The sequence below is a fragment of the Pseudomonas asplenii genome, from assembly GCF_001293465.1.
In the GTDB taxonomy this organism is placed as follows: Bacteria; Pseudomonadota; Gammaproteobacteria; order Pseudomonadales; family Pseudomonadaceae; genus Aquipseudomonas; species Aquipseudomonas fuscovaginae_B.
This window is the reverse complement of record NZ_JSYZ01000026.1, coordinates 146085-172964: the sequence shown is the minus strand read 5'-3', so window position 1 is coordinate 172964 and position 26880 is coordinate 146085. Positions and strand designations below refer to the sequence as shown.

The following is a 26880-nucleotide window of genomic DNA, read 5'->3' as shown; positions in this document are numbered from 1 at the left end:
TTTTGGGTTGGCGTTGACACCTGATCGCTCGCATCGTGTTCTTCGGTTTCGCTGCATGGGGCTGGGTGTGGTTTCGCCGCCGGACGCTCAAGGTTCAACCGGTCTTTCTCCACACTGTCAAAAGGGCTGAAGTGACTGCGGTCTTCGGCATCCTGCTGATCGAACTGGTGCGGATCAGTGCGTTGTGGGAGAGCCTGGTATGACGCTCTACACCAACGACTACCTGGAGTTCTACCTGACCCTGGTGGGTTGGCTGGTCAGCAATGGCATCTGGAACGTGCTGATGGACTCAGGCTTCTTCGCGTTGCCGTTCCTGGTGATCATTCTGCAGGAATGGTTCAGGGGCCGAGAGGAAGGCGGTGGTGCTGATGCGGCGCTGGCGGCCAGCGCCAGCATCGAGCATCGCCTGTGGTTGGCGACTGCGGTGGTGATGTTCGCCGGGGTGCCCTTCATCACGGTGAGCCTGAGCACCCTGAAGTTCGACCAGAGTCGTTCGGAACAGTGTCAGCATCAGGCCCCCCTGCCCCAGAATACCGGTTGGTCAAAGTCCTTCACCACCCTGAACGGCCAGAGTGCGAAAGTGCCGATCTGGTGGTTCTTTGTGCATTCGGTATCCAAAGCGATCAGTGGTGCCGCCGTGGCCGCCATTCCCTGCGGGACGGATCTGCGGCAGATGCGCATGGAAGTGAACAACACTCGCCTGAAAAACCCGCTGCTGGCCCAGGAGGTGGCCGATTTCGTCGACAACTGCTATGGCTACTCCCGGGCCAAGCTGTTCATGAAGCAACCGACCCTGACCGAGGAGCAGACCAACGACACCAACTGGATTGGCTCGCGGTATTTCCTGCAGAACACGGGCTTCTACGACACCTATCATTCCAAGACTCCACGCGACGCATGGCCTTACGATCCAGAGCGGGACGCGGGCCTGGCGAAAGTACCCAGCGGTGGCGGCTACCCGACGTGCAAGCAGTGGTGGAGTGACGAAAAGGAGGGATTGAAAAGCCGACTACTTGCCGAAGTGGACAGCTCCCTATTGGAGCGCTTCACAAAGTGGGCCACCTTTACCAGCAAGGACAAGGTGGACGAGGCGCTCATTCGGCAGGTGGTGTCGCCGAGGAACCAGCAAATGACTCAGGGCAAGGTCTATACCGACTACGGCGGAAGGATCGGTTCCTCGATACCTGACGTTGCCGCCAGGGTAACAGGAGCAGTGGGAACGACCATGGGCACGCTGACGAACATGCCGGCCATGGATGTGGTGCGCCAGGCGCTGCCGATGATCATGGCCTTCTTGAAGATGGCGCTGGTGATCTGCATTCCGTTGGTGCTGGTGCTCGGCAGCTACGACTTGAAAGCGCTGGTCACGATATCGGTAGTGCAATTCGCACTGATCTTTGTGGATTTCTGGTTCCAGTTGGCACGCTGGATGGACAGCACCATCTTCGATGCCTTGTACGGGTCCGGCTCGCCTCATGCGAACCTGAACCCGTTGATGGGGTTGAACAATGAGCAGGCTGATTTTTTGTTGGGTATGGTGATGGGGGCAATGTTTCTTGTGTTGCCTTCTTTCTGGATGACATCGTTAACTTGGACCGGGCTCCAAACAGGTCAATTTCTCAAAGGCGTAGCAGAGGGAGTGAATAACCCGCTTCAGCACGGAGGTAAAGGTAAGGACATACTAGAGAGGAAGATAAGAAATTCACTAAAGAGCAATCGAAAGTAATCCAGTTACGGATTACGATGAAAGGCCGGATCGTTAATATTTTCAAGGGAGTAAGGGTCGGGAAAGAGGTTGTCATCATTAAAGCTCTCTACAACCCCTTCTTCCTCCGCGTCAGATTCATTAGCAATCATTTCCTTAGCCAAAATAATAGCAATTACTGCCATTGCGATCCAAAAAGCTAAGTATAAGAACGCACCAATCAAGGACAGCCGGACCAGCCCACCCAGCAAGCTCGCCAACGTGGCGGGCATGCCCTTCTTCATCATCCAACGGAGCACTGGCTCCTCAAGCTTGCGGTAGCCAGACGAGAGCCTCCCGAAGGCAAAGCCGATACGGAAGGAAAGTCCTTTTTTCTTTTTTGCAGTAGCCATGCTTCTGACCTCGCGATTGAGATTTCACTCGTCGTACGGCCTGTTGGTACGACGTTCAAATCAGCTTGGCAGAGGGCATCAATAAGGGCTTGTAGGATTATTCCCAAATAGCAGTGGATTCGGCAGCAAGAGCACAATATTTTGGCTTATTCCGCCAATTGCAAGATAACTCTCTTTCAGTTGAGTGAAATTTCCGAGAGAATTCCAAGTGCTTGTTTTGCGTCCATTCTCGCCGCTAGTCTTCGGCTCGTCACTGCTCATCAGTGATCAGGTTTAGTCGCCTGGAAATTTACATTGGTCGCACAAGCGTCACCTCTCAATCGGGCATTTCTGTGCCCTCCTTGATGGTGGCTGTGCGTAGGGCGCTTTCGAGCGCGCCGGGTTCCCAATGTTCCGGTACGACTAACCTGCGTACAGCTGCCTCCCACTCGTTTAGTCGCGACGCAGGCAGTTCCACTTAACATTGGAAGTGCAGACATGTTCAAAGTAACCCCCAATCCGCCGGCGAAACACAACGCAGCAATCATCGACTCCCGCATCGCCGATCGAGCACTGGCCCACCACAACCTCGGCCCGGATGCAGGTACGGAGCCCAATCCTCTGCCCGCAGTGATACCGCCATGCAACTCACCTACGCTGCTCGGCCAAGAAGAGGTCCTGGTCGACATCCACTCAATCCTGCAGTCGGCCGCGGCCACGGCCTATGAGAACGCCGACAACCAGACCGGCCCCAATCGCAAGGTGGCGATGGGCGTGGTGTACCTGATTGAGCTGGCGCAGTCGAGGATGGATCAGTTCCTGAATGGGCAGTCGATCAGCGCCAGCAGCTGATCACGACGGGCTTCAGGGAAAAGCGGGAAGCAGGAGCACAGCTTCCCGCTCTACTCGTATCCGTCGGGCCTGACGCCGATGCCGGCGCCCCGTGCTAGCGGATCTGAAAAACCCGAGAAATCAGAGCACGGGCTTTATCGCCGTCGGCCTCATACAGGCCCTGTAAACAGGCCTGGTCAGCGAGTCGATGCAGGCGAAAATGGTTGTAGAACGCCTGGCCCAGTCGCTGCCCAGCAAACAAGCCCTGCTCCCATCGTTCGAGAAACTCGTGGTAGCTGGCGCTCTCAACTTCCAGCCGCGATGGGCTGCCCGCGTAGAGGTCGACGGCGTATGAATGAGCCGCACCGGCAACGTAGTAGAGGACATCCCCTGAATACACCAGCGCGCCCTGCTCCACCTCAGCCTTGAAACACGCCTTGAGCGCATCCTCCGTCGCAAAGCCGTACCCGGGCAATCGGGATGCTGCAAAGCCTGCAAGCCGTCCCACATTGAAACCGTCGATCTGTCCCTGTGCCCCAAAGTCAAAGCTCACAGCACCCGTGGAAAGCAGAACGGCGCAGCCGTGGCCATACTTGAAGTAGCGTACGCCGCCCTCAAGCGTTCCTTGCTCGGGAATGTCAGCAGCCAACCAATCGGTAGGGGTCGCCGGCAGTTCGAAACCCGAGCGCTGCATGAGCTGCACGGCCATTCGGACGCTGGCCTGGTAGTCAGAAATCAAACGGGCAAGTTGGGTATTCATGGAGTCTCGAACGGCAGGAAGTGGGTCGCTCCCTCAGCAGGGAGACGACTGCGTGGACAGGTGCTATCGGCGGTGGCTGAGCCTGTGCCAATGCTCGAGGGTTTCGCGTTAGTCGTACCAGTCGAGCTTGAGGCCAATGACCTTGCGAAAGCTGTCCAGGGCGCTCATGAACTCCGCCCTCTGGAACGAGACTGGCGCCACGCCCTCAAACCAATCGACCTCGGGGTCTGCGTCATGTATCCAGCCGCGCATTACCCCGAACCGCTGCCAATGAATACGCTCTTGATCCGCTGCCTGTTCGACCGCCACGACAGCGCAGTTCAGATCCAGGTCCTCCGAGCAGACCAGCAGCGGAACCAGCGTTTTCCAGCCTGGGGCCGTTGAATAGCTCCGGTCCCAGATCAGCTCGACATCCCTATCGTTGTCGAGCCCCCAATGCGCGCTCACCAGGTCCATCTCCGTGTCTGGGTTTTGCTGCGGTAGCCAGACCTCAAACGGCAGGCCATCAATGGCGAACGTCGGGTATGGCTGGGTGATGTATTTGGAGGTGTGCTGAACGATGGTCAGGCGGTTCATTGAGGGGGCTGTCTTCCGTGTTCGATTCCATGCTCCCGGCAGGCTACAGAATGCCGGCTACTGGGTCCATGGTCCTGCCCACCCGATGCATTACCCGATTGAAGCGCTCTGCCCGCCATAGAGGAATGTCCCGGCGATCAGTTGGCCGTCGGTGTCGTTGAATTCGGTGTGGTACCTGACGGGAAAGACCTGCGCCTCGTTACCAAGGGCAGCCAGCAGAGCCCTCTCGTGCTCCTGGTTCAGATCCTTCAGCAACGGATGCGTGCTGAAGTGGAAGCTCTCACCTTCATGGAAGATCGTGAGGCAGTAAGCGTCCTCATTCACCACGTAGCCCTTGAGGCGCTTCCCATCGGCCGTCTCGATCGAGGCACGCACGAACAGGCGCATCCGCAGTGGAAATGGATTGGATTCCAGCAGGGTGTAGACGCAGTGCTCGTTGCCGGCGGCGTTCACCTTGAACAACTGGAGGACCAGTTCCCGATCCAGTCCCCATCGCACGACATCATCGATTTCCTCGTGGTCGTAATACTCCGACCAGACGGGGTAGTCATCGAACGCCTCTTCGTCGAGTTGGCTCTGGGGCAGCACGCGGAATGTGGCAATGGCTTGCGTATCGATGGGCACTTGGTCTTCCAATGGATGTGGTGACACTCTAGGGTGTAGGGCCAGCCCTCAGCTCAACCGAACTCGACATCCGATGCATCTTCAGGGTACTGCGCCTGCATATCATCCAGGCATTCTTTCAGCAATCTGGCATCATTTGGCAAGCGCCTGGAAAAGCTCTCCCAACCCAGGAGCTTCAGTTGCAGTGGCATCGGGACCAGGGCGGTTATAGCGTCCCAGAAGGCGTCCCAGTTGCAGCCGTACCAACCGGGAAAACCCAAGGCATGGCTCAATAGGGAGTGCAGTGCATCGGAGCTTGTCACATCGCTCAAATCGACTTCGACAAGAGAAAGCCTCTTCATCTAGGTAGTTCCTAAAGGTTGTTGCCGTCCGAGGGATCGCCGGTACGTTGCTAACCGAGCCAATCGAATAGCGAAACACCCAACCCGGTGTATCTTGGGGTGTGCAGTTGGCGATTGCACTCACGGAGCTATCAGGTCAAGCAGGAAATCTCTGATTAGGTAAGGTTTATCAAAATAGGCTTCGATGAGCGTATGGACGAAAAGCGTCCCGTCGTCCAGCAAGAAAGGGACAGCCGAGCGGTCGATTTTGAAGGTCTTCAAGCGCTTTCGAGCATTACCTTTCTGACTGTGATCACTGTCGCGCCGGTCGAACTCATCATGAGTATAGAAAATGTATTCATGATCGATATGCGAGACACACAGCCGGTCACCGTTGACGAAATACTCCAGGTGAATCATCTGGGTCACAGCACAGTCCTCGAGCAGTTCCGGTACTTGGGCAATTTCCTCGAAGGTCATACTCTCTGCAGTGATTGAGCACCAGATTTTGTCGTTGCTGTCTTGCCCATAGAAGATCGAAACCGAAGGCTGTAATACAGCGCCTTCGGTGGAAATGTCACTGGTCCGCAGAACTGTGCGCTGCACTGCCCCACTCTGTTGTCGCACCACGTTGTCTAGCGTCAGCGGGAGCCAAATTTCCTTGATGCCGAACTCGAAAAAATACTGTTTGTCCGTTTTCACCAAGACATTGTCGCTGGGTAGCAGTGAGAGGTCTTCAATGAGACCGACCTGTCGCAGGCACTTGAACAGCTCAAGTAAGTGCTCTGGGGTGCTGATGAACAACTGCACGTGCCTTTGTCGGTCAAAGATTCTACTGGGCAAGCCTATCAGTAACTCAACATCGTCAGTAATCGAGTACAGACTATACTTGCTGTACTGTGCATCACTTTCGAAAAGATCTACACCTTCATCCGTGTAAAATTGGTAGAGCAGTGTATTCTTCTGTGGTGGCCGCGAGAATCTGCGCTGCTCTCGTAACTCCGTACGATGCGCGTCATAGACGATGCGTAGCAGGCTGGTGAGATAATAATTTTCCCCACACTGGCGATGGCTGAAATCTTTTGCCGCCAACAAGGTAGAACAAAATTCGTCGAAGGACTTTAGGGCCTTCTCACGTATTCTTCCAATGGACAGTTCCTTAAGCTCTCTCTCCCAGTGTTGAATGTAGAATGAGTCAGAGTCGGTATCGTACAACGCCAGCTCGGATTTAATCCTGTGGCGTTCAAGGCGCACTATGTTATTGACGAGATCCTCCTGCTGAACCAAATCCTGCAGCCAGGGTATAGCTTTTTCGAACAATATTGGGTCGTTTTCCAGAAAGCATTCGGTTATCAGATCGAATTTTCCGCAACCGCTAAAATCGCCTTCAAATGCGAGTAGGGTCTGCTTTTCGTGCATCGCGGTGAGATTGTCGAAGTGCTCTGCAAGCTCGCAAGGTAGCTTCATGGTGAACGGCTCTGAAGGGAAGGAGAACAGGTGCGAAACGGAGGAGTTATGCCTAGTGCGTCGCGACCTCACCTCGGAGGCCTGGGGTGCACCGCCCTGCGATCAAACCGGCTTGATCGACACCACCTCAAAATACCGGAACTTCTTCTTTTTCGCCTCGGCCTTGGCTTCCTGCTCGGCCGTGAAGGTGCTCAGGGTGTTGGCGTCGTAGGTGAGGACCTCGACCTTGCCTTCGAACTCCTTGGTGGCGTGCAGGATCACGCGCAGCTTTGGGGAGAGTGGCTTGGAGGTGGGCCGGCGTTTGGGAGCAGCCGTTGGCGTCGGCACCGGCGCCGAAGGTGGAGTCGGCTCGAACTCAATTTCAGGTGCTGGCGCGGGGATCGGTTTGGCGACTGGAGTGGAGGGACCGAAAAGCGCCAGGCGCATGTCTTCCTCGCTCAGTTCTGTGCTCATTACGAGAATCTCTTTATCGATAAACGGTGTTCTGGTGCAGTAGTAGCCTAGCCGGTGCACGTGCTTCACAGCTTCAAGCAAACCAGTGGGTGGAATTTCTATTTGTGGCAGCGGGCCTTTTCAGGCGGACAGCCCTTGTGCTGGTTTCCAAACGGGTTACAGCAAAAGTTCTTTAGCTGTCGGCGGCGATGGCCTGATCGATTGTCGTCACGATCTCGTCGATCGACATCTCGAAGTAGTACTTGCCAGGGGCGCCGCCATTGGCAAAGTGCAGGTACCCGTCCATACACCGAAATGTGTAAGCACCGATGCGAAGGGTTGATTCACGGCCATCCTGCAAATACTGCTTCAGCGCCAGCAGTTGGCTCTTGTCGAGCGCCAATGTGAGGGGCTTTTGCCAATGGGTGGTCAGCGTGATACCGGGCATGTCTACCTCTTTTCCTTGAGAGCCGATTAGCTATCGGCGGTGACGCTAAAAGCATGAGCAGCAGCCCCTGAGCCCAACGCACCCACCCCGTACAAACCGGTAATTCAACTGCGAAAGTGCTTGGAGCCCGATCCTTTCTCAAAAGACATCGCTACTCACAAACCGATAGGCAACATTCCGACGATGCTGGTTTACTATCGCGCGGCCCTGCTGCGGGCATCGAATAAAAGGTTACTGCACGTCAAATCAATGGAGCTTCATCGTGAATCGGAATCTCAAGCACACCGGCCTTTATCTGCTGCTGGCACTGGTCAGCGCCTGTTCGACTTTTGAGCCCTACCGCGCTCCTGAAACGGCACCTGCGCCACCTCCTGAGGTTACAGGGTCTGCCCCGCAGATCGATAACTGCTCGGTGGGCTGCCCCACCGGAGGCAGCAACGTCACGCTGGTCAGAACGGCCTACACGCTGAACAACGATGCGCAGACCAAGTTTGCCAAGTGGGTGGCGTATCGCGTCACCAAGGACACCCCCTACCCCAATCGCCCGCGCAACTGGAAAACCGATCCGGACATTCCTGCCGGCGAGACCTTGGACGATGCCGATTACAAGCTGGCCAATGAAACGCTGAAGACCGACCGCGGCCACCAGGCGAACCTTGCCTCCATGGCCGGCGCCAGTGACTGGCAGACGCTGAACTACCTGTCCAACATCACCCCGCAAAAGAGCGATCTGAACCAGGGTGCCTGGGCACGGCTGGAAGACAAGGAACGGGCTCTGGTTCAACGGGTGGGGATTGATTCGGTGTACGTACTGACGGGCACGCTGTACGAGCGGTACATCGGTACCCTTCCCAGCACCACCAAGCCGCACACCATCCCCAGCGGCTACTGGAAGATCATCTTCACCAACAGCACGCCGACTGAGGGGACCTTTGCGGCCTTCATCATGGACCAGGACACGCCTCGTGCGGCCAGCTTTTGCAGCTACCAAGTCACCGTTGAGGAGATCGAGCAGCGTTCGGGCCTGAAAGTCTGGACGACATTGCCGGCGGCCGAGCAGGCGGCGCTCAAACCTATTCGTGGACAGTTGGTGAAGGACATCGGCTGCTAATAGAAGGCCAGGGGCTTGGTCATCTTCACGTTACCCCAGCCTATGAGCCTACTGCCCAGCCAGTGTCGCCTACGCTAAGCGGGACGACAGCTGACCAGCCCCTGGGCAGTGAACGGGGCCCCGACTCTAGCGTCAGCAACGCTCAATTATTGCGACCATGATTTGACAATACCGTTCTTGTCGAACGTCACATTAAGGTAGTTGCTATCATGGCCTTTATTTCCTGAGAGCTCTTTAATCGAATTATTCGCCTTATCCAGGTCATAAGTTTTGTTGCTGGCTTGGGCGAGCGCTGACTTTGCAGAGTCAGTACCAGGAATCGTGCCCACCAAATTATAAAGCGATGTCAGGTTGTCTCGTGCGGTACGCTTCCTGTAAATGACGCTGGAGCTGCCATCGCTGTAATTACTTTTAGAGTCCGGCTCCCCATACAAGCTTGAGACCTCAGCCAGAGTGGTTTTGCCCTTGAAGATATGTGAGGCCACGTAGCTTTCTGAAAATTTGTCATCTCCCATCACCATGGGCATTGACGGCATTGATGGCATTGAGCTGCAGCCGCTGGTGATAGCCGAACTTAAAACAGCCATTAAAACCAATCTTTTCATTACCATCCCCTTAGCCATATTCCTAGACAGTTACTTCTTCTTTCGCGAACGAGCCCTGCACACGAACTATCCACCAGCCCAGGGCGCATAAAATACGCCCTCAATACCCGGCAACAAGAGCTGAACCAGCCCCGAAACAAGTTGATACCGATTATAAAGTTACACCTGAACGCCCGAGAAAATTCTCTTGCCTGAGCGTCTCAAACTGTTGACTGTGCGTCTCAATCGGCCTGCATCTGATCAAGGATTTTTTGCAGGGAAAATCCGGTATGTGCACGGTTGGACTTTTCTTCATGACGCAGCCGCCCGGCGGCGGCCTGCTCCCGGGCTTGCGTGGGTGAGTAACCGAACACCGCCTTGAACGAGCGACTGAAATGCGCATCGCTTTTAAAACCGAACTGGAACCCCAGACTGGAAATACGCTGTTGGTTGCCGAGGTCGCTTTGAAGATGCTCCCGGGCCTTGTTCAGCCGGCGGAGCTGAATGTAAGCCGACACTCCCGACTCCTGTGCAAACAGTCGGTACAACCGTGCCCGTGAAAGGCCCAACTGCCCGGCCACGAAGGCCGGAGACAGATCGGGTCGGTGCAGATGCTGTTCAATCAGTTGACGCGCGCGATGGAGCAGCGTGTGATCGATTGGCCCCTCGGCATCCGTGAGGTTGGCAGCACTGGGCGCCAGTGCCGCGGCGACCATGGCCAGCGTAGCTTCTTGAACGTAGGGGATGTCATCGTGCTGGAGGCAAGAAAGCCGATGCTGCAAGGCGCGCATGTGATCGGCAAGCAAGTCGCCTAACGCCCCTTTCAGCACCAGCCCATGAAGGTCCTTGGCGCCCAGGCGGGCGCTGAGGACATCGCGAGGGATTGTGAGGATGATCGTGTCGCCGGCGGCAATCACGCTGTCGAGTTCGCGTGCCAGGTCGAGCACGTAGATCTGCGAACGCCCCGCAGCAAGTGTTGTGCGCCCTGCCGAGCCATGGATTGAGTGGGAGAGGCTCAGGCAGAGGTAGTAATGATCGAGTCCATCACGGCGAATCATCTGCAGAGGCCGTTTCACACCGTAGTGCACCGGCGCGCACTCTCCCTCCCAGACACCACAGCCCATCAAGATTTCGCCTAAAAAACTGGTCGTTAGACGGTAATTGAATCCTGATGACTCCGTTTTGCCGATGTTGATGTCGAAGATGGCATTGACCTCCTCACGCCAGGCCTCGAATCGCGACCTGGGAGGGAGCGCCTGAGTACTGAACGTAAAAACCGGATTTCCCATAACCTATCAACTCTGTGATGAAGACTCATATTGGACTGGAAAACACGCTGATCTTTTCACCACCCATCGACGTACAGCGTCCCCAGTGCTGAGAAATCGTCGGCTCATCGAGCAGGTATAACCGCCGTTGGTGTGAGCTCCAGTCCTTGGCGCCGTGGTACCCCGCGTACAATCGTCCAAATCAATTGCTCCTACACCCAAAAGCGGCTGGATCGCCTCCAGGCGGCCTAAGTGTGGGCGGCGACCGGCAAGGGTGAGACGGTGCAGGCCACTGCCTCTGCAAACGCACGCCGCGCCCCTCAAGGGTCACCGGTAAAGGTCGATGCGCCTGTCATGAAAGGCTGGCATCCGCTCCTCAAGCTGCCGACGGGCACCTCATCGGGCCTTCTCGCGTTCAAGTTCTGAGCGGTAGGGCTTGGCCCCCTCAATGTAACGCCCCGGTGTCACGCCCAACACTCGCTTGAACATGGCGATGAATGCGCTGACATTCTCATAACCCAAGTCGAGTGCAACCTTGGTTACAGAGTCTCCACGACTCAGTTGTTCGATGGCGCGCAGAGCACGTGCCCGCTGGCGCCATGAGGTAAAGCTGAACCCGGTTTCAGCGACAAATTTTCTCGCGAGGGTGCGCGTCGACATCTCTCCCCAGTCCGCCCACGACCTCTGCCCGCTGATGCTCGACAGATCGCCCAGTAAAGCAGTGGCGATTCGTAGGAGACGTGGATCCTGGGGCATAGGTAGCCCAAGCGGTTCTTCAGGGGAGGACGTGATTTCATCAAGGATGACACTCGCCAAACGCTGTTCAGGACCTGATCTGACGGATCCCGTCCACCGCGTTGCCCGATCAATCAGCGATAACAGAACGTTGTTTGATTGGATGATCTTTGGTTGCAAAGGCAACTCAGCACATCCTTCCTGCGCCACGTAAACCGACCAGCCTGAAAAACCTGCGCAGGATCGGAAAGCGTGTTCACAGTTCGGTGGCAACCAAATAGAGTGAGTCGCCGGTATCACGAAGCGCTGGGCGGACGTTTCCACCGCGATCAACCCCTCGGCGCTGCCGAGCAACTGCCCTTGGGAATGGCTATGCATGGGCGTTTCACGTACCGCGTCACTTCGCTGGCAAACGGCAAGGATGTCACGCGCAGAGAGCCTGGTGATCAGTTCCGGTGCGACAAGCGGAGAAGACATCCGAGGGGCCTGCGTAGTGGGCGATGTGTCAATGAGGAAGCGATGTCGGCGTGGCACAAACGCAGGATAGGTAGGCATTGTTACGGCAGTCAAGCCAACGGCATGTCGCTAAAGTCAGTTTCGAGATCAATTACCTCCCCACGAGAGAATCCCATGAAAGCCAGTGACATTCTGCCAGACGACGTGAACAGCACCTATTTCGCCGGTCTTAACGTACGCAAAGGCACAGTCGCCGCGTTCTTGCATAACGCGAGGACGTGGTCTGAATCAACTTCTGAGGAGGAACGAGCGAAAGCGGAGCGCGACATCATCGAATCGCTTCCTGCGCTGCGCGCCTTGGGTTTATTTGATGTACTCGCCATCAAGGATGCTCGGCTCTGCGCCTTGGTCAACGCCCATTGAGACGTCAACGCCGACACAGATGCAAAGGGCTTGTTCCAGCGTCCTCCCTACGGTGTTCTTGCTCTTATCACTCAGCCGCGCGCACCGCCATCACGCTGGGAACCCTCAACGCTTTCAACTGACGGGCTGTCTCAAGCGGCGTATGGCGCGGTCATCCTTGCCGACGGCAGCGCGTCGGACTTAATATAGTTGCAAATGCAATTACATTGCTCCGTAGCAAATGCCAGCCTCCGCCTCTTCAGTCAAGGACCTTCCATGATCGACCTGCTTCACAGCATTGATGGGCCGTCCGACCTGCGTCGCCTCAATCCCAGCCAACTGCCGCAACTCGCGAACGAGTTGCGCACCTTCCTACTCAACAGTGTTGCGAACACAGGTGGCCATCTGTCGCCGAACCTGGGTGTCGTTGAACTGACGATCGCGCTGCACTATGTCTTCAACACCCCCCACGACCGCATCGTCTGGGACGTAGGCCATCAGACCTATGCGCACAAGATCCTGACGGGCCGTCGCGACCGCATGCACACCGTGCGCCAGGCTGGTGGCATCTCGGGCTTCCCGGTACGCGCCGAGTCGCCATTCGACACGTTCGGCACCGCCCATTCGAGCACGTCCGTCTCGGCCGCGCTGGGAATGGCGCTCGCCTCCAGGCTGCAGCGCCAGGAACGTCATGCGGTGGCGGTAATCGGTGACGGGGCGATGAGCGCAGGCATGGCGTTCGAAGCCATGAACAATGCAGGCGTCGAGCACGACCTGCCCTTCATTGTGGTCCTGAATGACAACGCGATGTCCATTTCGGCGCCGGTAGGTGCACTCAGTGGCCATCTCGCGCGACTGATGTCGGGCCCTTTCTACACAGCGGTGCGCACAGGGGTCGGGCATACCCTGCTCGCCGCGCCGCCGCTGCGCGACATGGCTCATCGTCTGGAAACGCAGCTCAAGGGACTGCTGCTGCCGTCGACGCTTTTCGAGACGTTGGGGTTCAACTATATCGGTCCGGTGGACGGTCATGACCTCGGCGTACTGGTGTCCACGCTGCGCAACATGAAGAGCCTGCGCGGCCCTCAATTGCTGCACGTCGTGACCCGCAAAGGCATGGGCTACGCGCCCGCCGAGGCCGATCCCGTGCGGTATCACAGCCCCGGACGATTCGACCCCTCTCATGGCGTCAAAGCGGCCGCCTCGCCGCCGCCCAAGACCTACTCACAGGTGTTCGGCGAATGGCTGTGCGACGCCGCAGAACAGGACCCACGCGTCGTGGGTATCACGCCGGCGATGGGAGAAGGCTCGGGGATGGTGGAGTTCTCGAAGCGCTTCGCGCAACGCTACCACGACGTGGGCATTGCGGAGCAGCATGCCGTGACCTTCGCCGCAGGCCTCGCTGCGCAAGGCTTGAGGCCAGTAGTCGGCATTTACTCGACCTTTCTGCAACGGGCCTACGATCAGTTGATTCACGACGTCGCGCTGCAAAACCTGCCTGTCGTCTTTGCGATCGACCGCGCGGGCATTGTCGGTGCTGACGGCGCCACCCACCTCGGCGCCTACGACCTAGCCTTCCTGCGCTGCATTCCCAACATGACGGTGATGGCTGCGTCGGACGAGAACGAGTGTCGGCAAATGCTGCACACGGCGTTGCAACAACCGAATCCGACGGCTGTGCGCTACCCCCGCGGCGCAGGTGTGGGTGTACCGACCGTTGCGCAGATGCAACTCATCCCGATCGGTAAGGGAGAGATCCGCCGCACCACCACGCGGCTTGCAGGCGCACGTATCGCTATCCTTGCCTTCGGGTCGATGGTCACACCCGCCAGGGTGGCCGCCGAAGAACTGGACGCGACGCTGGTCAACATGCGCTTTGTAAAACCGATCGATACGCAACTGGTCCAGGAAATGGCCAGTACGCATGATGTCCTGGTCACCGTCGAGGAAGGCTGTGTCATGGGTGGGGCGGGTTCGGCGTGCGTGGAAGCCATGCTGAGGGGCGGCACGGTTTGTCCTGTGCTGCAGCTTGGCCTTGAGGACAACTTCATTGACCATGGTGAGCGCAGCGCCCTGCTCGCCCAGTGTGGCCTGGATGGCGCAGGCATCATCCGCTCCATTCGTGAGCGCTTTTCAAAACCGCTGGAGTGCTGACGCCAACAGAAGTGGTCCCGGCCGATGCCACAAACACGAGGTCGAAATGAACCATTCAAACGACTACAGAGGCTGCATCCGATGAACAAACCGACCGGATTTATCGGCCTGGGCGTGATGGGGACACCGATGGCCCTCAACCTGGCTCGCAGCGGCGTGCCACTCATTGTCTGGAGTCGCTCCAACAACCACTACGACACGCTGCGCGCGGCTGGCGCCGAGGTGGCTGACAGCCTGGACGCCCTGTTCTCCCAGTGCGAGACCCTCATTCTGATGCTGGCGCATGAAGCAGCGATCGATGAGGTACTCGGTCGACACACGCCCTTGTTCGAGCAACGGATGGGGGGACGGTTGATCGTGAACATGAGTACCACCTCGCCCGGCTACTCGCGCTTGCTAGCCGATGAGATCGGCAAAGGCCGCGGTCAGTACGTGGAGGCACCGGTTTCCGGTTCGCGCAAACCTGCCGAAGCCGGCCAACTCGTCGTCATGCTGGCGGGCATGCCCGAACCGGTCGAGGCGGTACGAAGCCTGATACAGCCGTTATGCCGCGACAGTTTAGTGTGTGGCGACGTACCTGGGGCGCTGACGATGAAGCTCGCGGTGAACCTGTTCCTCATCACCATGGTCACGGGGCTGGCCGAAGCCACGCACTTTGCCCAACGCCAGGGTGTCGATCTGGCGCAGTTCGCCCAGGCCCTGAACGCGGGCCCCATGGCCAGCGACGTTTCGCGGGGCAAGCTTGGTAAGCTGGTGGCGCAGGACTTTTCGGTTCAGGCCGCCATCACCGATGTTCTCAAGAACAGTCGTCTGGTGGCACAAGCCGCACGTGACCTCGGCATCGCCTCGCCGCTGCTGGACGTATGCCACGCGCTGTATGACGAAACCGAGGCGCTGGGACAGGGTGGACTGGACATGGTGGCGGTGATCCATGCCATCGCGCAGCGGACCGCCCAGGCCGATGGCTCGCCCTAATCGATCTGAATGAATCCAGACGCGCGCTGAGTCTTGATCATGCGCCGCTGACGCAGCATGCGGGTCGCTTACGCCCAGGAGATTGTCACAACGTGATAGCCAATGTACTCACGATCGCAGGCACCGACCCTACCGGTGGCGCAGGCATTCAGGCCGATTTGAAGACTTTTTCCGCCCTGGGCGCCTATGGCATGAGCGTCATCACCGCGGTCGTCGCGCAGAATACGCACGGGGTACGTCGCTTCGTGCCCCTGGCCCCCTCCTTCGTTGCCGAGCAGATCGAGGCCGTCTTCGACGATGTGCGGGTCGATGCCGTGAAGATTGGCATGGTTGCCAACGCTGGCATTGTTGAAGTCATTGCTCGGTGTCTACGAGCGCGTGCCGACTGTCCCATCGTGCTGGACCCCGTCATGGTCGCCAAGAGTGGTGATCGGCTGGTGGATCCTGAGGCTGTTGCGGCCATTCGGGAACGCCTGATCCCGCTGTCCACTCTGATCACTCCAAACCTGCCTGAGGCCGGCGTGCTCCTGCAGGGCGAAGAACCTCGATCATTGGAAGCCATGCGAGTCGCAGTAACGGAAATGGGGCAGTTGGGCGCGGATTGGGTGCTGCTCAAAGGTGGGCACCTGGAGGGGCAACGTAGCGTCGATCTACTGGCGGGCAAGGGACACACACTGAAGCTGGATGCCCCACGAATCGCCACACGCAACTCGCACGGTACAGGATGCACGCTTTCGGCAGCGATCACGGCCCTGCTACCCGGGTCGACGATGGCGTTGGCAGTCTCTGGCGCCAAGGAGTATTTGACGGCCGCGCTTGGTGCAGCTGATCAATTACAGGTGGGAGGTGGCTACGGACCGGTTCACCATTTCCATGCTCTGTGGAAATGAACCGTATCCATTTCACTGTCGGTCGGCATCCTCACAAACCGGATCAACGCCCTTCCAACACCTTGCCCCACAGTACTGAGCCGGACTGCCACGTTATCCAACAAGAACGCCCCTTGGCGTAGAAAACGACAGAGCCCCGAAAGTTGTCTGGGTCACCGAACTATCCCAACTCCGAGCGGAGCTCGCGCACACCACGTCCCAGTTTTCTGCGCAGTCGATTACGCAGCGTGGCGGCGTCGCAATAGCCGACCTTTTCAGCAATCACCTCTAGGTCGTGCCCAGTGGCGACCAGGTGCTTTGCTTGCTCCACCCGCAAATCCTGGAAAAATGCCAGAGGGGACTTGCCCAGTATCGCTTCCGCGCAGCGCTGGAGCGTACGGGGATGCACGTACAAGGCCTCTGCCGCGCCTTGGAGAGAAAACCCAGCGGCAAGGTGTGTTCGGGCCCAACGTTCGAATCGCTCGATCAAGGGGGCCGAATGTACCTGCAACAACCTTAAAACGAGACTCGCGTCTGGCTTCCAAGTGATCGGGCAGCCTCAATGTGGCTGTAGTCCTGGTCGAGAGCCAGGTTGGCTGCCTCACGCTTGAACGCAGAAGCGAAGGTACGTCGTCTGTTCATTGAACACCGTCGTGTGGTGATTATTTTCGCCTAAAACCGTGCCCGAGATTAGTGGACCTCTATACTTTCCAGAGGTTATGAATCAGAACCCCTCAGAAAAGTCTATAGACAGCTAATTATTATGGTTGCTAATTTAAGCAGCCAAACTATCATACAAAGCTATTGAGACCTTAACAGCCAGCAAGCTATAGCTCAATCGCTAGACCAAGACCTGGCGAACACCACTGTTGCCATGCCTCATCCAAAACTAAACGTTCTTCCGGATTAGCACAAAATTCCTTAGCCAGCTCGAACAATTTAGACAGCCGCTGCGCATGTTCCTCCTTCGTGCCACGGCCTCTAACCTCAACAGAGTTCACCACCTGCAAAATCTTCTTCCAAAGAGGATCTTCCAGTCCTTCCGGGTAAATGGTAAAAGCGGCTTTATGGCTTTCATGACATAAAGGCGGTAGGACACGCAAAATAAGCCTATGCAATGCCTTATCGCCTGTTACTACGGCTGGCACTCCAACGAACTCATATCTCTGCTCTCGCAAGACCGGAAGTGTTAACCAAAGATTCAGATCTCCTGCACGGTTGCGCAAATAGGAGATAGTCATATGGTCGGTCTCTCCTTTCTTTCCTGGCTGAAATGCCAAAAAAGACTCAAAATACGAATATGCTGGCTTCGCATCATCATTCAGCTTTAGTGCTTGCCGGCTTTTCAAGACGACACCAAGGGCTGTCAGCATCAGACTAGATGTAAATCGAGGAATATCGGCATTACCGAGTCTATTAAGCTGCTCAATCGCTAAGTCAACCGGTGTCTTCTTTGAGAGCAACGATTTCATGATTGCTATGTAGGGAAATAAAAGGCTGAACTGTGCTCTCAACGCAGCCTCATTTTTTTCTAATAAAGCGACCTGATCCCGAGCAAAATTTTGGCGAAACACAAAGCCAAGCTCAACCAACTCCTGAATCATCTCCTCAATTTTCTGAACAGGATTTTTTCTAAGCTCAAGATTAGAAAACCATTGTTCCTGCAAAGCAGGCAGTGGATTGAGAATCGACTGAAGCCGGACTTCCGCTGGTAACTGTGAAGCCCACTCAACATTGGTGAGCGCATTAGTATCCAAGAATAGCTCATAAGGTCCAGCACCTTTCTCTGCATTCAGGAAGGGCCAAACCACATAGGTACCACTTGAAGTTCTCAAACAACGATCCTTATACGGAACAGGGAAATCAAGCTGCTGCATAAATACCACATCCTCATCACTCTTACAGAAAATCGCTACTCAAATATTATTTAAGCATCCATTTGCAGGCTGAAATCGGCGGTCTTCGATACAGGCCTATGCCCCATAAGTGGTTCATAACGACCATAGGCCTGTTCAGCATAATGCCTGATATCGGGTTCATCACTGGCTTGGGCTAACCGAATCATATCGCTCTCTTTGCAGGGCTCTATGCTGCCAGCCACTGATGTGGCAGCAGTTGCCTGATTTCGCTGGTCTCTTGGGTAAGCAACAGAGCAGTCAAGCTAACCAATGGCTTCAATCGGTGAGAACTCGACTCGGACCAAGTAACTCTTCTCTTCAGCGCTTTTGGCTGACAGTCCCGCGTGGGCACCAACCTCGGCGAGCTTCGCCTTGACCGTCAGTTCCAGATTCTTGTCTGTAGAGAACGTGGTGTTTTCTTTGATCTCAAGAGAGGCCGACAGGCAACCTCCATACTCTCGAGCAAACACAACGGCCTTCCAGGAGGGCTCATAGGCGAGCCAGAGGAAATTTTCTCTCCCAACCCGGCTCTCTGTGCTCCATTTTTTCCCCGAGAGCGTGAACTCACGGGTATCAAGCCCATCATTCAACTTTTCGTTGCTAACGGAAAATTCCGCCCCTCCTCCCCCAGCCACTCCCGCCGTCACAGTCAAACCACCACTGGTTTCTTCATTGTGCTTATTTGAAGTTTTCTTGGTGATGGTGATTTTGGTGGCACCCAGCGCCACCAGTAGCTTGATCAGTTCAGACTCACGCTCCTCAAGAAGAATAGAGTCATAACTATCACTCGGGATGTAGAGGTTACTGCTCTCCGAGTTTGGATACTCCATGAGCGGGTGCTTGCGATAGGCCTTGCCCACAATCGGATGACCTGGCTGAAAGCGATAGCCCTTGGTCTTGACCTCCTCAGGAGAGAAAGAGTGCTTGGCCACATAAGCGGCCAATGCGCATGCTTGCTGATTTTCGGCAGATTCTTCCGTCACCTTCTCTGTCGGGTCTTTAGAAAATAGTGAAAGTACACCGGGTATCCCAACCAGCGCGGAGGCGATCACTGTCGCTGGAACACCGAATGAACCCAAAGCCGCTGCTGTCGCAACAGCACTGCCACCGATTGCAGTACCTACTTTCGAAACGCCATCGCGCCCACCCATAGTGAAATTTGGCTCGTAGCTGCCATCGTCATTCCTCCCCGAATTCGGTACGAGAGGGGTTTCCACGATGTAGATGAGATCAAGCATGCCTTACTCCTTGTCAAAACTCGCGACTGCCATTGTCTGATTTGGGCGTACTGAACCAATGATGGCACATTAATATCCTTCGCACGAAGAGAGGCAACGCTGAAAAGGCAAAGAGTACATTTGTACTCCAGGCCTAAAAAGAACATCTATGCTGATGGTTTTCCTTGGCCAACTACCACACCGTGCTCATCGATCCCCCCATGAGATAGCCGAATAGACCCCGGACTTAACACCAAAAATCGGCACCGGTACTCAGGTACAGGAGATCCTCCACAACTGATCCAGCCGCGTCGTGAAGCTGCGGCTCATCATCTCCCGACGCATGCCCCATTCTGGCTTGGTAGGAACGCTGGCAGCGCGCAGGGTGCCCCTGCCCCAGCGCTGGTTGATCTGGTCCAGGACGGTCATCACCTTGGTGGCCTCGGCCGGCTGCGATTCAGCAAACAGGTCGTCGGTGTACTCGCCGCGCTGGCAGAGGTTGAGCAGCAGGACCTCGGCCTTGCTGTACCGGAAGCCTGGTCGAAAGAGCTGATCGAGGGCGTCGACGGCCCTCTTCGTCAGCAGGCGCACATCGTCCGTGGGGTACGGCAGATCGATCACCACCCCGTTGGCGTACTTGGCCTCCTCCGGGTTGAACATCCCCGTCCGGATGCTGACCCGGATCTTCTTGCACAGGGACTGCTGGGCCCTGAGCTTTTCCGAAGCGCGCATCATGTAGGTGGCGACCGCCTCCTTGATCGGCGGCAAGGTCTCTAGGCGCTGGCCGAACATCCGGCTGCAGCAGATCTCCTGCTTGGGGGCATCGGGCTCATCCAGTTCCAGGCACGGCGTGCCGGCCAGCTCCCGGGCGGTCTTCTCGATCACCACGCTGAAGTTTTTGCGCAGCATCCAGGGATCGGCCTGGGAGAGCTGCCAGGCGGTCCTGACGTCCATCCCGGCCAGGTGTGCGGTCATCTTGCGGCCAATGCCCCATACCTCGGACACGTCGCAGGCCTTCAGCAGCTTCTCCCGACGATGAGGTGCCCGCACATCCAGAACACCACCCAACTGCGCCTGCCACTTCTTCGCGCCGTGGTTGGCGAGCTTGGCGAGGGTCTTGGTCCCGGCGATCCCCACCCCGACCGGAATGCCGGTACTCCTGAGCACCTGGGCCCGTATACGGCGTCCCAGTTGCTCCAGGGGCTCGGTCATACCGGTGAGTTCGGCAAAGGCCTCGTCGATGCTGTAGACCTCCAGCGCCGGCACCATGGACTCGATCACGGTCATGACCCGCTGGCTCATGTCGCCATACAGCGCGTAGTTGGAGGAGAACGGCACGATCCCGTGCTGACGGATCTTGTCCCGGATCTGGAAGTACGGCTCGCCCATCTTGATGTGCGGCTTGGCGTCCGCGGAACGGGCGATCACGCAGCCGTCGTTGTTGCTCAGGACGATGATGGGGGTATGGGCCAGGTCTGGCCGGAACACACGTTCGCAACTGGCGTAGAAGCTGTTGCAGTCGATCAGCGCAAAGGCTGGCGCAGGGGACTTAATGGCCATGGCTGCGCACACTGAAGGTCACTACCCCCCAGATCGACAGCTCATCGCCTTCCATGACGTAACGGGAGGGGTAGCGCGGGTTCTCCGACATCAGGATCACCTCGGGCCCCTGTTTGCGCAGTCGCTTGCACACCGGATCGTTGTTCAGCAGGGCGACGACAATATGCCCGTGCTGCGGCTCCAGGGACCGGTCCACTACGACCAGATCACCGTCGAAGATGCCCGCGCCCTGCATGCTGTCACCCTGGATCGAAACCAGGTACACATGGGGTGCCCGTATATTCAAAAGCTCATCCAATGAGATCTGCTGCTCGATGTGATCAGCGGCCGGTGACGGGAATCCCGCCGGCACCTTGAAGGCACAGAGAGGCAGCGCAACGCCGCCCCCTGCCAAAGGACCTAGAATGGTAAAGCTCATGACGCACGACTTCCGATATACCTGTACGAATATACAGTTAACGTTGTAGGCGTCTTGCGGTCAATTCAAATGAGTGGGATGGCGACAGGCGGAGGTGGTCAGCATGTGCGGACGATTTGCGCAGTACCAGGGCATGGCCGACTACCTGCGCGAGCTTGAGGCCGAGCAGGACGTCATCAGCGGCTACGACAACGAGCCAATCGCCCGCTACAACATCGCCCCCACCACCCGCGTGCTGATCCTGCACAGCGTGGAGGAAGGCCTACGGATTGATCCGGTGCACTGGGGCTGGGCGCCCTTCTGGGCCAAGGGCAAACGCCCTGACCCGATCAACGCCCGAGTCGAGACCGTCACCACCGGCAAGTTCTTCAAGCAGCTCTGGCCGAATGGGCGAGCGCTGGTGGTGGCAGACGGTTGGTACGAATGGGTCAAAGATCCCGACAACCCGAAGAAGAAACAGCCGTACTTCATTCGGCTCAAGAACCAGGCGCCGATGTTCTTCGCGGCATTGGCCCAGGTGCATCCGGGACTTGCGCCCCACGAGGGCGACGGCTTCGTGATCATCACTGCCGCCAGCGACCAGGGCATGGTCGACATTCATGACCGGCGCCCGCTGGTGCTGTCGCCCGAGCACGCCCGCGAATGGATCGACCCCGACCTCTCCCCCACACGCGCCGAAGACATCGCCAAAACCCTGTGTCTGCCTGTCGACGACTTCGAGTGGTACCCCGTCGGCACCGCGGTTGGGAACGTCAAAAATCAGGGGGCTGAGATGATACTGCCTATGCGGCAGTGAACGCGCCAGCCGAGCAGCACCAAGGCGAGCCGGTTTTCTGAGCTGCCTATACGGCAGTGAACCGAACGCTGCGCGGGGTGATTCGCTCGCCCTTTTTCTGAGCTGCCTATACGGCAGTGAACGTCTTTCTTCCTGGCGTTCCTTATCCGCAGCATTTCTGAGCTGCCTATACGGCAGTGAACCTGTACTGAGTCAGAGCAACAGCAAGGCCCCATTTCTGAGCTGCCTATACGGCAGTGAACTAGACGCTTTTCCCGGTAAGGCCTTGCCCATAAAGGCAAAAGCGCTGTTCCCTTCAGTTTAACCCTCTTTTTTCGCCCTTTCGTAAGCGCTTGATTTTAAAAGCCACAAATTTCCGCCGGAAAAGAGGGTTCAGAAAAAGGGCAACTGCCCACCTCACACAACACCAGAAGCAGATCCACCAAGCGTGGGTAGTTGAACGGTTACTACATTCCCTCATTGGCAGATAGCCGAATGACCATCTGCTCATCCACTTCAGGCACAGGCCGTTCCTGAACCATCATCACGACCCGATCAATACGGTGAGGCAATATCCCCACGCGACTGGCCTGCACCTTCATCGCTCGACATTCATTCCCACTGTCGTCTTCCCATTTTTCCAAAATCATTCGCCCAATAACCAGCACTCGCATCCCCTTACAGTAGAGATTCGAATACCGTTCGGCCTCCTTGTGCCACAGATCAACACCTGCCCAGAACCCTCCCCGATCTTCGTACTCACCTCCTCCTTTCGAGATCGGATTATCGAAATACACATTGAGCCTCAACAACCGGCGCGGTTCGTTGTTGCCACTGGCGATCTCTCGAAACTCGGGCTTGGTACCGATGTTGCCCTCCCCCCAGAAGTTGGTAGCCATGTTCAGTTTCCTCCCGAGTGAAGACGAGCATGCTGAAGTATCCGTTGCTCGTACGCCTGGTCAGCCGCCTCTACCTTGTTGGCACACAAGAACGCCTGGCGCCCCATACTGTGAGTCAGGCTGATCTGCATGTTGATCACGATCCGTTGCAGCTCCAGCGCATACAGATCGGAGATCAAGTTGATCGGCGTATGCTCATCACGCACCAGTTCCGCCCACAAATCGGCCCCCATCTTGGTACGGTCCGATCGGCTCCAACGCAGAAAAATAGTCCCGGCCCCGGTCGACTGCTTGATCAAGCGAATGGGCAACAACGTGAAAGGGTATCGCTCGGCCTGAGCCAGTATCTCCCGAACAGCCAGAGCAATCAGTCCCTCGCTCAACGCCCTGCACTGCTCCCCAAATTCAAGCAGCTCCCCCTTACCCTTAAAAGGCTTTAAAAGCCCTTTAGGGAAGGCCGTGTGTTCCAACGCGCGGAAGGCACTCTGTTCCAGAGGCCGGAAAGCAGTGTGTTCAGCACCTTCTCCCCACGCAGCCGGGTCGAAACCGTTGTCGCGCCCTCGTACATTCACCATCGTTCAGCCCTCCATGGCATCGGATATGGTCTGCACCGCAGCGTGCCCTGGAGCCGCCTCACGCCATCCAACCGCCCCATCCTCGCCGTCTAAAACACCACGGATATCTCCCACCCGACGGTGAACAATCGGTGGTGCAAACTCAGCCCGGCGACGCCCCTCCAGTACATCCAATGGCAATTCCCCAAGTGCCTCTCTTGCCTGACGGGCCCGATCGTTATCGGCCACCACATCCGCCCGGGTCACGCCCAAAAACCTGTACTGCTGAACTAGGCCAAACAAACTGCGAAAGATATGACTCGCCGCATCAATTCGACTTTCCACACCCTTGCGAGCAATCAAGGCGACATGGTGAGCGTGTTTGAGACGCCGAACGATATCGTCATAGGTGATCAGCAGATACAACGCCAGAAAGCCGAATTGAGAACCGATGAACATCGGCAGATTGACTGGCCGGATACTGAAGTTTTCCTGTACGGAAATGGCCCTGGGAACTTCACTCATCAGCAGGTCCACTTCCAGGCGGATGTGCATCAACTCGGCTTTGCAGCGCTGCAACTTTTCCTCGATACGGATCAGCCAGAAGTCAGCATAAGGATCATCCCTTTCGGCTTCGTTCTTGATCCGGCCCATCAAACCGACAAGCCCCACAAGTCCCATGATCGGTGCCTTGCCTTCACTGGCAGGTCTTCCTTGCCAGATACGGAGAGCGAGATGGGTATGCAGCGTCAATTGCATCGTACTGCGCAGCGGTCCAATTGGACCTTGAGTGGCGTCAGACATTGATTGCTCCTGGCTGAGGTATCGAGGCCTCAGTGTCATCAGGAACCCCACCACCATCAGCCAAAAAACAGAATCGAGACCCAATGGTTTTATCTCGAAAAAACAACTGAGCCGATCTCGAACAGGGGGAACAGCGCCCACCGCTATACCACCCGAACCACTCCTCGAAACCTGCCCACTGCATTCCAGTTTCCTTGCGGCAGTTGTCCTTCAGGCTTTGCAACCGTGCGCTCTGAACACCAGAGGACGCCGGCATGCCCAACTTCCCTTATCGCTCCCTTGCCCCCTCCCACCGTTACGAAGGGAGGCCCAGACCATGACCCAACAACATACGGTCGAAGTGCTGCTGCGGCCCGCCGTTGAGCTGTACACCGTTGCGGTGTGTATTCCCTGTATTGGGGTGTGTTTATTCGCACCCTGGATGCTCGGTTTGACGCCTTTATTCGGTGTCGTGACGGCAGTTATTTATCTGGTACTTGCCTGTATTCGTCTTCGCCAGGGACTGGCGGTACTGCGCTACCGACGCAATATCCGCCGCCTCCCGCGCTACGTGATCACCAGCCAACGCATCCCCGTCAGCAATCAGCGGCTGTTTGTCGGCATCGGCTTTAAATGGGAACAACGACACACCCAACGCCTGATGCAAACTTACCGCCCGGAGTTCCGCCGTTACGTCGAACCGACGCCGCTGTTCCAACACGCGCGACAACTGGAACAGCGCCTGGAAAAGGCCACTTTTCCACTGAGCCTGATTCCCCGATTCACCAGTTGGGACTACCCTCTCAACCCCGTGCGCCCACTTCCGGCAGTCGGCGGCTCTCCTCGCTTACATGGTGTGGAACCCAACGAAATTCCGGTCTCGCTTCCTCTTGGGGAACGCGTGGGCCACAGCCTGGTACTGGGCACCACCCGAGTCGGTAAAACCCGCTTGGCCGAACTGTTCATCACCCAGGACATTCGCCGGGAGACACGCGTCAACGGCATCCCGGAGTTCGAGCCGGTCATTGTCTTCGACCCCAAGGGCGACGCCGACTTACTCAAGCGCATGTACGTCGAGGCCCGCCGCGCAGGTCGGGAAAAAGAGTTCTATGTCTTCCACCTGGGCTGGCCCGACTTCTCCGCCCGCTACAACGCCGTGGGCCGATTTGGGCGCATCTCCGAAGTGGCCAGTCGCATCTCCGGGCAACTTTCCGGCGAAGGCAACAGCGCCGCCTTTCGTGAATTCGCCTGGCGTTTCGTCAACATCATCGCCCGCGCCTTAGTGGCACTGGGCAACCGCCCCGACTACATCCAGATCCAAACGCACGTGATCAACATCGACGCCCTGTTCATCGACTACAGTAGCGACTACTTCGCCCGCCACGATCCCGGCGCCTGGGACGCCATCGCCACCATCGAGGGCAACCTCACAGAAAAGAACACCCCCCTCAACATGCGCGGCCGCCTCCCCCGCGTCACGGCGATCGACCAGTACCTCTCACGCACCCGCATCGCTGACCCGGTCATGGACGGCCTGCGCTCCGCGGTGCGCTACGACAAGACCTACTTCGACAAGATCGTCGCCTCACTCCTGCCCCTGCTGGAAAAACTCACCACCGGGCGCATGGCTGAGCTGATCTCACCCAACTACAGCGCCCTGGACGACGCCCGCCCGATCTTCGACTGGATGCAGATCATTCGTAAACGAGGTGTGGTGTACGTGGGGCTGGACGCTCTCTCCGACCCGGAGGTCGCCGCGGCGGTGGGCAACTCCATGTTCGCCGACCTGGTGTCGGTGGCCGGCCATATCTACAAATTTGGCCTGGACGGCGGACTGCACAACGCCGCCCAGGAGCAGAAGATCCCCATCAACCTGCATGCGGACGAGTTCAACGAGCTGATGGGCAACGAGTTCATTCCAATGATCAACAAGGGCGGCGGCGCCGGCATTCAGGTCACCGCTTATACCCAGACCATCAGCGACATCGAGGCCAAAATCGGCAACCGCGCCAAAGCCGGCCAGGTGGTCGGCAACTTCAACAACCTCTTCATGCTGCGTGTACGCGAAACCGCCACGGCCGAACTGCTGACCAAACAACTGCCCAAGGTCGACGTCTATTCCACCACACTCGTCAGCGGCGCCACCGACAGCTCCGATATCTCCGGCAACACCGACTTCACCAGCAACACCCAGGACCGGGTCAGTTCCACCAGCGTGCCGCTGATTGAACCTGCCCACGTCGTCAGCCTACCCAAGGGCCAAGCCTTCGCCCTGATCGAAGGCGCCAACCTCTGGAAGATCCGCATGCCCCTCCCCGCCCACGATCCAGACGAATGCATGCCCAAGGACCTGCAGACCCTGGCCGCCAACATGCGCAAACGCTACGTCGACGGCGGCGGTGAATGGTGGGCCGGTAGCGGTACCCGCGATGCGGATGAGCCCTCTACGACGGACCAATCAGCAATTGGATCTGCTCCCTGACAACGGATGCCAAGAGGCGATGCGTATTACAGCCATCCTGGACGGTGACCATACACCCATCAAGGACCACAGAGGTACTTGAGCCAACAGTCGCAATGACCTCTTGGCCAGCGGCTAGTAGCCCATAACCGCTATCCGTTTGAAGCAACTAGCCAGAATTTCCTGCAGCACAAGGCACAACTCACTTGACCAAAAGACTGGTACAA

At 57.2% G+C, this 26880-nt stretch carries 29 protein-coding genes and 2 pseudogenes; 10 read left to right on the top strand and 21 right to left on the bottom strand.

Annotated features, from left to right (window positions below):
• Positions 1–35: 35 nt before the first annotated feature.
• Together PF66_RS28480 and PF66_RS28475 are read left to right on the top strand one after the other, a co-directional pair.
• The gene (locus tag PF66_RS28480) at positions 36–203 is read left to right on the top strand and encodes a hypothetical protein (RefSeq protein ID WP_193394239.1); all 168 of its coding nucleotides are present in this window, start codon (positions 36–38) and stop codon (positions 201–203) included.
• Positions 200–1726 carry a conjugal transfer protein TraG N-terminal domain-containing protein gene (locus PF66_RS28475; protein WP_054064520.1) on the top strand — a complete coding sequence of 509 codons (1527 nt, stop codon included), beginning with the start codon at positions 200–202 and terminating at the stop codon, positions 1724–1726. Before PF66_RS28480 ends, PF66_RS28475 begins: the two co-directional genes overlap by 4 nt.
• A gap of 5 nt (positions 1727–1731) precedes the next feature.
• Here PF66_RS28475 and PF66_RS28470 read toward each other — a convergent pair whose 3' ends face one another.
• Complete coding sequence (locus PF66_RS28470; RefSeq protein WP_054064519.1) at positions 1732–2097, bottom strand: DUF3742 family protein; 366 nt, start codon at positions 2095–2097, stop codon at positions 1732–1734.
• A gap of 477 nt (positions 2098–2574) precedes the next feature.
• On the opposite strand from PF66_RS28470, the gene PF66_RS28465 reads away from it, so the two are divergent.
• Entirely contained in the window at positions 2575–2928 is a 354-nt protein-coding gene (locus tag PF66_RS28465; protein ID WP_054064518.1) for a DUF6124 family protein, read from the top strand.
• 94 nt (positions 2929–3022) lie between these two features.
• Here the strand turns inward: PF66_RS28465 and PF66_RS28460 are convergent, their stop codons facing one another.
• From PF66_RS28460 to PF66_RS28425, 8 genes and pseudogenes are all read right to left on the bottom strand, one after another.
• Positions 3023–3223, bottom strand: coding sequence for a hypothetical protein (locus tag PF66_RS28460; protein WP_054064530.1), 201 nt, complete (start codon positions 3221–3223; stop codon positions 3023–3025).
• Positions 3224–3292: 69 nt separating this feature from the next.
• Positions 3293–3667: pseudogene (locus PF66_RS34095) on the bottom strand (DUF6896 domain-containing protein); the annotation flags it as partial.
• Positions 3668–3775: 108 nt separating this feature from the next.
• The gene (locus PF66_RS33570; protein ID WP_241494478.1) at positions 3776–4243 is read right to left on the bottom strand and encodes a hypothetical protein; all 468 of its coding nucleotides are present in this window, start codon (positions 4241–4243) and stop codon (positions 3776–3778) included.
• Between the two features lie 90 nt (positions 4244–4333).
• A complete protein-coding gene (locus tag PF66_RS28445; protein WP_054064528.1) occupies positions 4334–4867 on the bottom strand; it encodes a hypothetical protein in 534 nt (177 codons plus the stop codon).
• 53 nt (positions 4868–4920) lie between these two features.
• The gene (locus PF66_RS28440; RefSeq protein ID WP_054064517.1) at positions 4921–5208 is read right to left on the bottom strand and encodes a barstar family protein; all 288 of its coding nucleotides are present in this window, start codon (positions 5206–5208) and stop codon (positions 4921–4923) included.
• A 120-nt stretch (positions 5209–5328) separates the two neighbouring features.
• A complete protein-coding gene (locus PF66_RS28435) occupies positions 5329–6654 on the bottom strand; it encodes a hypothetical protein (RefSeq protein WP_054064516.1) in 1326 nt (441 codons plus the stop codon).
• Between the two features lie 102 nt (positions 6655–6756).
• Complete coding sequence (locus PF66_RS28430; protein WP_054064515.1) at positions 6757–7107, bottom strand: hypothetical protein; 351 nt, start codon at positions 7105–7107, stop codon at positions 6757–6759.
• Between the two features lie 172 nt (positions 7108–7279).
• Positions 7280–7534 (bottom strand): hypothetical protein, encoded by a 255-nt coding sequence (locus PF66_RS28425; protein ID WP_054064514.1) that lies wholly within the window; start codon positions 7532–7534, stop codon positions 7280–7282.
• A gap of 262 nt (positions 7535–7796) precedes the next feature.
• On the opposite strand from PF66_RS28425, the gene PF66_RS28420 reads away from it, so the two are divergent.
• Positions 7797–8645 (top strand): DNA/RNA non-specific endonuclease, encoded by an 849-nt coding sequence (locus tag PF66_RS28420; RefSeq protein ID WP_193394238.1) that lies wholly within the window; start codon positions 7797–7799, stop codon positions 8643–8645.
• A 146-nt stretch (positions 8646–8791) separates the two neighbouring features.
• Here the strand turns inward: PF66_RS28420 and PF66_RS28415 are convergent, their stop codons facing one another.
• From PF66_RS28415 to PF66_RS28405, 3 genes are all read right to left on the bottom strand, one after another.
• Entirely contained in the window at positions 8792–9250 is a 459-nt protein-coding gene (locus PF66_RS28415) for a hypothetical protein (RefSeq protein ID WP_239687943.1), read from the bottom strand.
• A gap of 221 nt (positions 9251–9471) precedes the next feature.
• Positions 9472–10518 carry a helix-turn-helix domain-containing protein gene (locus PF66_RS28410; RefSeq protein WP_241494477.1) on the bottom strand — a complete coding sequence of 349 codons (1047 nt, stop codon included), beginning with the start codon at positions 10516–10518 and terminating at the stop codon, positions 9472–9474.
• 375 nt (positions 10519–10893) lie between these two features.
• Positions 10894–11709 (bottom strand): AraC family transcriptional regulator, encoded by an 816-nt coding sequence (locus PF66_RS28405; RefSeq protein ID WP_054057706.1) that lies wholly within the window; start codon positions 11707–11709, stop codon positions 10894–10896.
• A gap of 153 nt (positions 11710–11862) precedes the next feature.
• Between PF66_RS28405 and PF66_RS28400 the strand changes: the two genes are divergently transcribed.
• The 4 genes from PF66_RS28400 to thiD all read left to right on the top strand — a co-directional run bounded on the left by PF66_RS28400 (position 11863) and on the right by thiD (position 16109).
• Complete coding sequence (locus tag PF66_RS28400; protein WP_054064512.1) at positions 11863–12111, top strand: hypothetical protein; 249 nt, start codon at positions 11863–11865, stop codon at positions 12109–12111.
• A 255-nt stretch (positions 12112–12366) separates the two neighbouring features.
• Positions 12367–14244, top strand: a complete 1878-nt coding sequence (gene dxs / locus PF66_RS28395; RefSeq protein ID WP_054064511.1) for a 1-deoxy-D-xylulose-5-phosphate synthase — start codon at positions 12367–12369, stop codon at positions 14242–14244.
• Positions 14245–14268: 24 nt separating this feature from the next.
• Positions 14269–15219 (top strand): NAD(P)-dependent oxidoreductase, encoded by a 951-nt coding sequence (locus tag PF66_RS28390; protein WP_342633337.1) that lies wholly within the window; start codon positions 14269–14271, stop codon positions 15217–15219.
• Positions 15220–15311: 92 nt separating this feature from the next.
• Positions 15312–16109 (top strand): bifunctional hydroxymethylpyrimidine kinase/phosphomethylpyrimidine kinase, encoded by a 798-nt coding sequence (gene thiD, locus PF66_RS28385; RefSeq protein ID WP_054057710.1) that lies wholly within the window; start codon positions 15312–15314, stop codon positions 16107–16109.
• Between the two features lie 160 nt (positions 16110–16269).
• Here thiD and PF66_RS34090 read toward each other — a convergent pair whose 3' ends face one another.
• From PF66_RS34090 to PF66_RS28360, 6 genes and pseudogenes are all read right to left on the bottom strand, one after another.
• Complete coding sequence (locus PF66_RS34090) at positions 16270–16503, bottom strand: helix-turn-helix domain-containing protein (protein WP_425357924.1); 234 nt, start codon at positions 16501–16503, stop codon at positions 16270–16272.
• Between the two features lie 125 nt (positions 16504–16628).
• A pseudogene (locus tag PF66_RS32900) lies at positions 16629–16730 on the bottom strand (transposase); the annotation flags it as partial.
• 185 nt (positions 16731–16915) lie between these two features.
• A complete protein-coding gene (locus PF66_RS28375; RefSeq protein WP_054057712.1) occupies positions 16916–17965 on the bottom strand; it encodes a hypothetical protein in 1050 nt (349 codons plus the stop codon).
• Between the two features lie 284 nt (positions 17966–18249).
• Positions 18250–19224: a hypothetical protein gene (locus PF66_RS28370; protein WP_054064509.1), complete on the bottom strand. Its 975-nt coding sequence runs from the start codon at positions 19222–19224 to the stop codon at positions 18250–18252.
• Between the two features lie 252 nt (positions 19225–19476).
• On the bottom strand, positions 19477–20763 hold the full coding sequence (umuC, locus tag PF66_RS28365; protein WP_054064508.1) for a translesion error-prone DNA polymerase V subunit UmuC: 1287 nt from the start codon (positions 20761–20763) through the stop codon (positions 19477–19479).
• Positions 20753–21181: a LexA family protein gene (locus PF66_RS28360; protein ID WP_054064507.1), complete on the bottom strand. Its 429-nt coding sequence runs from the start codon at positions 21179–21181 to the stop codon at positions 20753–20755. The genes umuC and PF66_RS28360 overlap by 11 nt, the downstream gene beginning before the upstream one ends.
• Positions 21182–21284: 103 nt before the next feature.
• On the opposite strand from PF66_RS28360, the gene PF66_RS34085 reads away from it, so the two are divergent.
• Positions 21285–21977 carry an SOS response-associated peptidase family protein gene (locus PF66_RS34085; RefSeq protein ID WP_425357923.1) on the top strand — a complete coding sequence of 231 codons (693 nt, stop codon included), beginning with the start codon at positions 21285–21287 and terminating at the stop codon, positions 21975–21977.
• Positions 21978–22423: 446 nt separating this feature from the next.
• Here PF66_RS34085 and PF66_RS28355 read toward each other — a convergent pair whose 3' ends face one another.
• The 3 genes from PF66_RS28355 to PF66_RS28345 are packed head-to-tail and all read right to left on the bottom strand — an operon-like array spanning position 22424 to position 24213.
• Complete coding sequence (locus PF66_RS28355) at positions 22424–22855, bottom strand: single-stranded DNA-binding protein (RefSeq protein WP_054064506.1); 432 nt, start codon at positions 22853–22855, stop codon at positions 22424–22426.
• A 2-nt stretch (positions 22856–22857) separates the two neighbouring features.
• Entirely contained in the window at positions 22858–23430 is a 573-nt protein-coding gene (locus tag PF66_RS28350; protein WP_054064505.1) for a DUF3158 family protein, read from the bottom strand.
• Positions 23431–23433: 3 nt separating this feature from the next.
• A complete protein-coding gene (locus tag PF66_RS28345) occupies positions 23434–24213 on the bottom strand; it encodes a PFL_4669 family integrating conjugative element protein (RefSeq protein ID WP_081009931.1) in 780 nt (259 codons plus the stop codon).
• A gap of 316 nt (positions 24214–24529) precedes the next feature.
• On the opposite strand from PF66_RS28345, the gene traD reads away from it, so the two are divergent.
• Positions 24530–26674 (top strand): type IV conjugative transfer system coupling protein TraD, encoded by a 2145-nt coding sequence (gene traD, locus PF66_RS28340; protein WP_054064504.1) that lies wholly within the window; start codon positions 24530–24532, stop codon positions 26672–26674.
• Positions 26675–26880: the final 206 nt, after the last annotated feature.

Coding starts and splice junctions, on each gene's coding strand:
- PF66_RS28475 (WP_054064520.1), top strand. CDS start 200: ATGACGCTCTACACCAACGACTACCTGGAGTTCTACCTGACCCTGGTG.
- PF66_RS28470 (WP_054064519.1), bottom strand. CDS start 2,097: ATGGCTACTGCAAAAAAGAAAAAAGGACTTTCCTTCCGTATCGGCTTT.
- PF66_RS28465 (WP_054064518.1), top strand. CDS start 2,575: ATGTTCAAAGTAACCCCCAATCCGCCGGCGAAACACAACGCAGCAATC.
- PF66_RS33570 (WP_241494478.1), bottom strand. CDS start 4,243: ATGAACCGCCTGACCATCGTTCAGCACACCTCCAAATACATCACCCAG.
- PF66_RS28440 (WP_054064517.1), bottom strand. CDS start 5,208: ATGAAGAGGCTTTCTCTTGTCGAAGTCGATTTGAGCGATGTGACAAGC.
- PF66_RS28435 (WP_054064516.1), bottom strand. CDS start 6,654: ATGAAGCTACCTTGCGAGCTTGCAGAGCACTTCGACAATCTCACCGCG.
- PF66_RS28430 (WP_054064515.1), bottom strand. CDS start 7,107: ATGAGCACAGAACTGAGCGAGGAAGACATGCGCCTGGCGCTTTTCGGT.
- PF66_RS28425 (WP_054064514.1), bottom strand. CDS start 7,534: ATGCCCGGTATCACGCTGACCACCCATTGGCAAAAGCCCCTCACATTG.
- PF66_RS28415 (WP_239687943.1), bottom strand. CDS start 9,250: ATGAAAAGATTGGTTTTAATGGCTGTTTTAAGTTCGGCTATCACCAGC.
- PF66_RS28410 (WP_241494477.1), bottom strand. CDS start 10,518: ATGGGAAATCCGGTTTTTACGTTCAGTACTCAGGCGCTCCCTCCCAGG.
- PF66_RS28405 (WP_054057706.1), bottom strand. CDS start 11,709: ATGTCTTCTCCGCTTGTCGCACCGGAACTGATCACCAGGCTCTCTGCG.
- PF66_RS28400 (WP_054064512.1), top strand. CDS start 11,863: ATGAAAGCCAGTGACATTCTGCCAGACGACGTGAACAGCACCTATTTC.
- dxs (WP_054064511.1), top strand. CDS start 12,367: ATGATCGACCTGCTTCACAGCATTGATGGGCCGTCCGACCTGCGTCGC.
- PF66_RS28390 (WP_342633337.1), top strand. CDS start 14,269: ATGCCACAAACACGAGGTCGAAATGAACCATTCAAACGACTACAGAGG.
- PF66_RS28375 (WP_054057712.1), bottom strand. CDS start 17,965: ATGCAGCAGCTTGATTTCCCTGTTCCGTATAAGGATCGTTGTTTGAGA.
- PF66_RS28370 (WP_054064509.1), bottom strand. CDS start 19,224: ATGCTTGATCTCATCTACATCGTGGAAACCCCTCTCGTACCGAATTCG.
- umuC (WP_054064508.1), bottom strand. CDS start 20,763: ATGGCCATTAAGTCCCCTGCGCCAGCCTTTGCGCTGATCGACTGCAAC.
- PF66_RS28360 (WP_054064507.1), bottom strand. CDS start 21,181: ATGAGCTTTACCATTCTAGGTCCTTTGGCAGGGGGCGGCGTTGCGCTG.
- PF66_RS34085 (WP_425357923.1), top strand. CDS start 21,285: ATGTGCGGACGATTTGCGCAGTACCAGGGCATGGCCGACTACCTGCGC.
- PF66_RS28355 (WP_054064506.1), bottom strand. CDS start 22,855: ATGGCTACCAACTTCTGGGGGGAGGGCAACATCGGTACCAAGCCCGAG.
- PF66_RS28350 (WP_054064505.1), bottom strand. CDS start 23,430: ATGGTGAATGTACGAGGGCGCGACAACGGTTTCGACCCGGCTGCGTGG.
- PF66_RS28345 (WP_081009931.1), bottom strand. CDS start 24,213: ATGTCTGACGCCACTCAAGGTCCAATTGGACCGCTGCGCAGTACGATG.
- traD (WP_054064504.1), top strand. CDS start 24,530: ATGACCCAACAACATACGGTCGAAGTGCTGCTGCGGCCCGCCGTTGAG.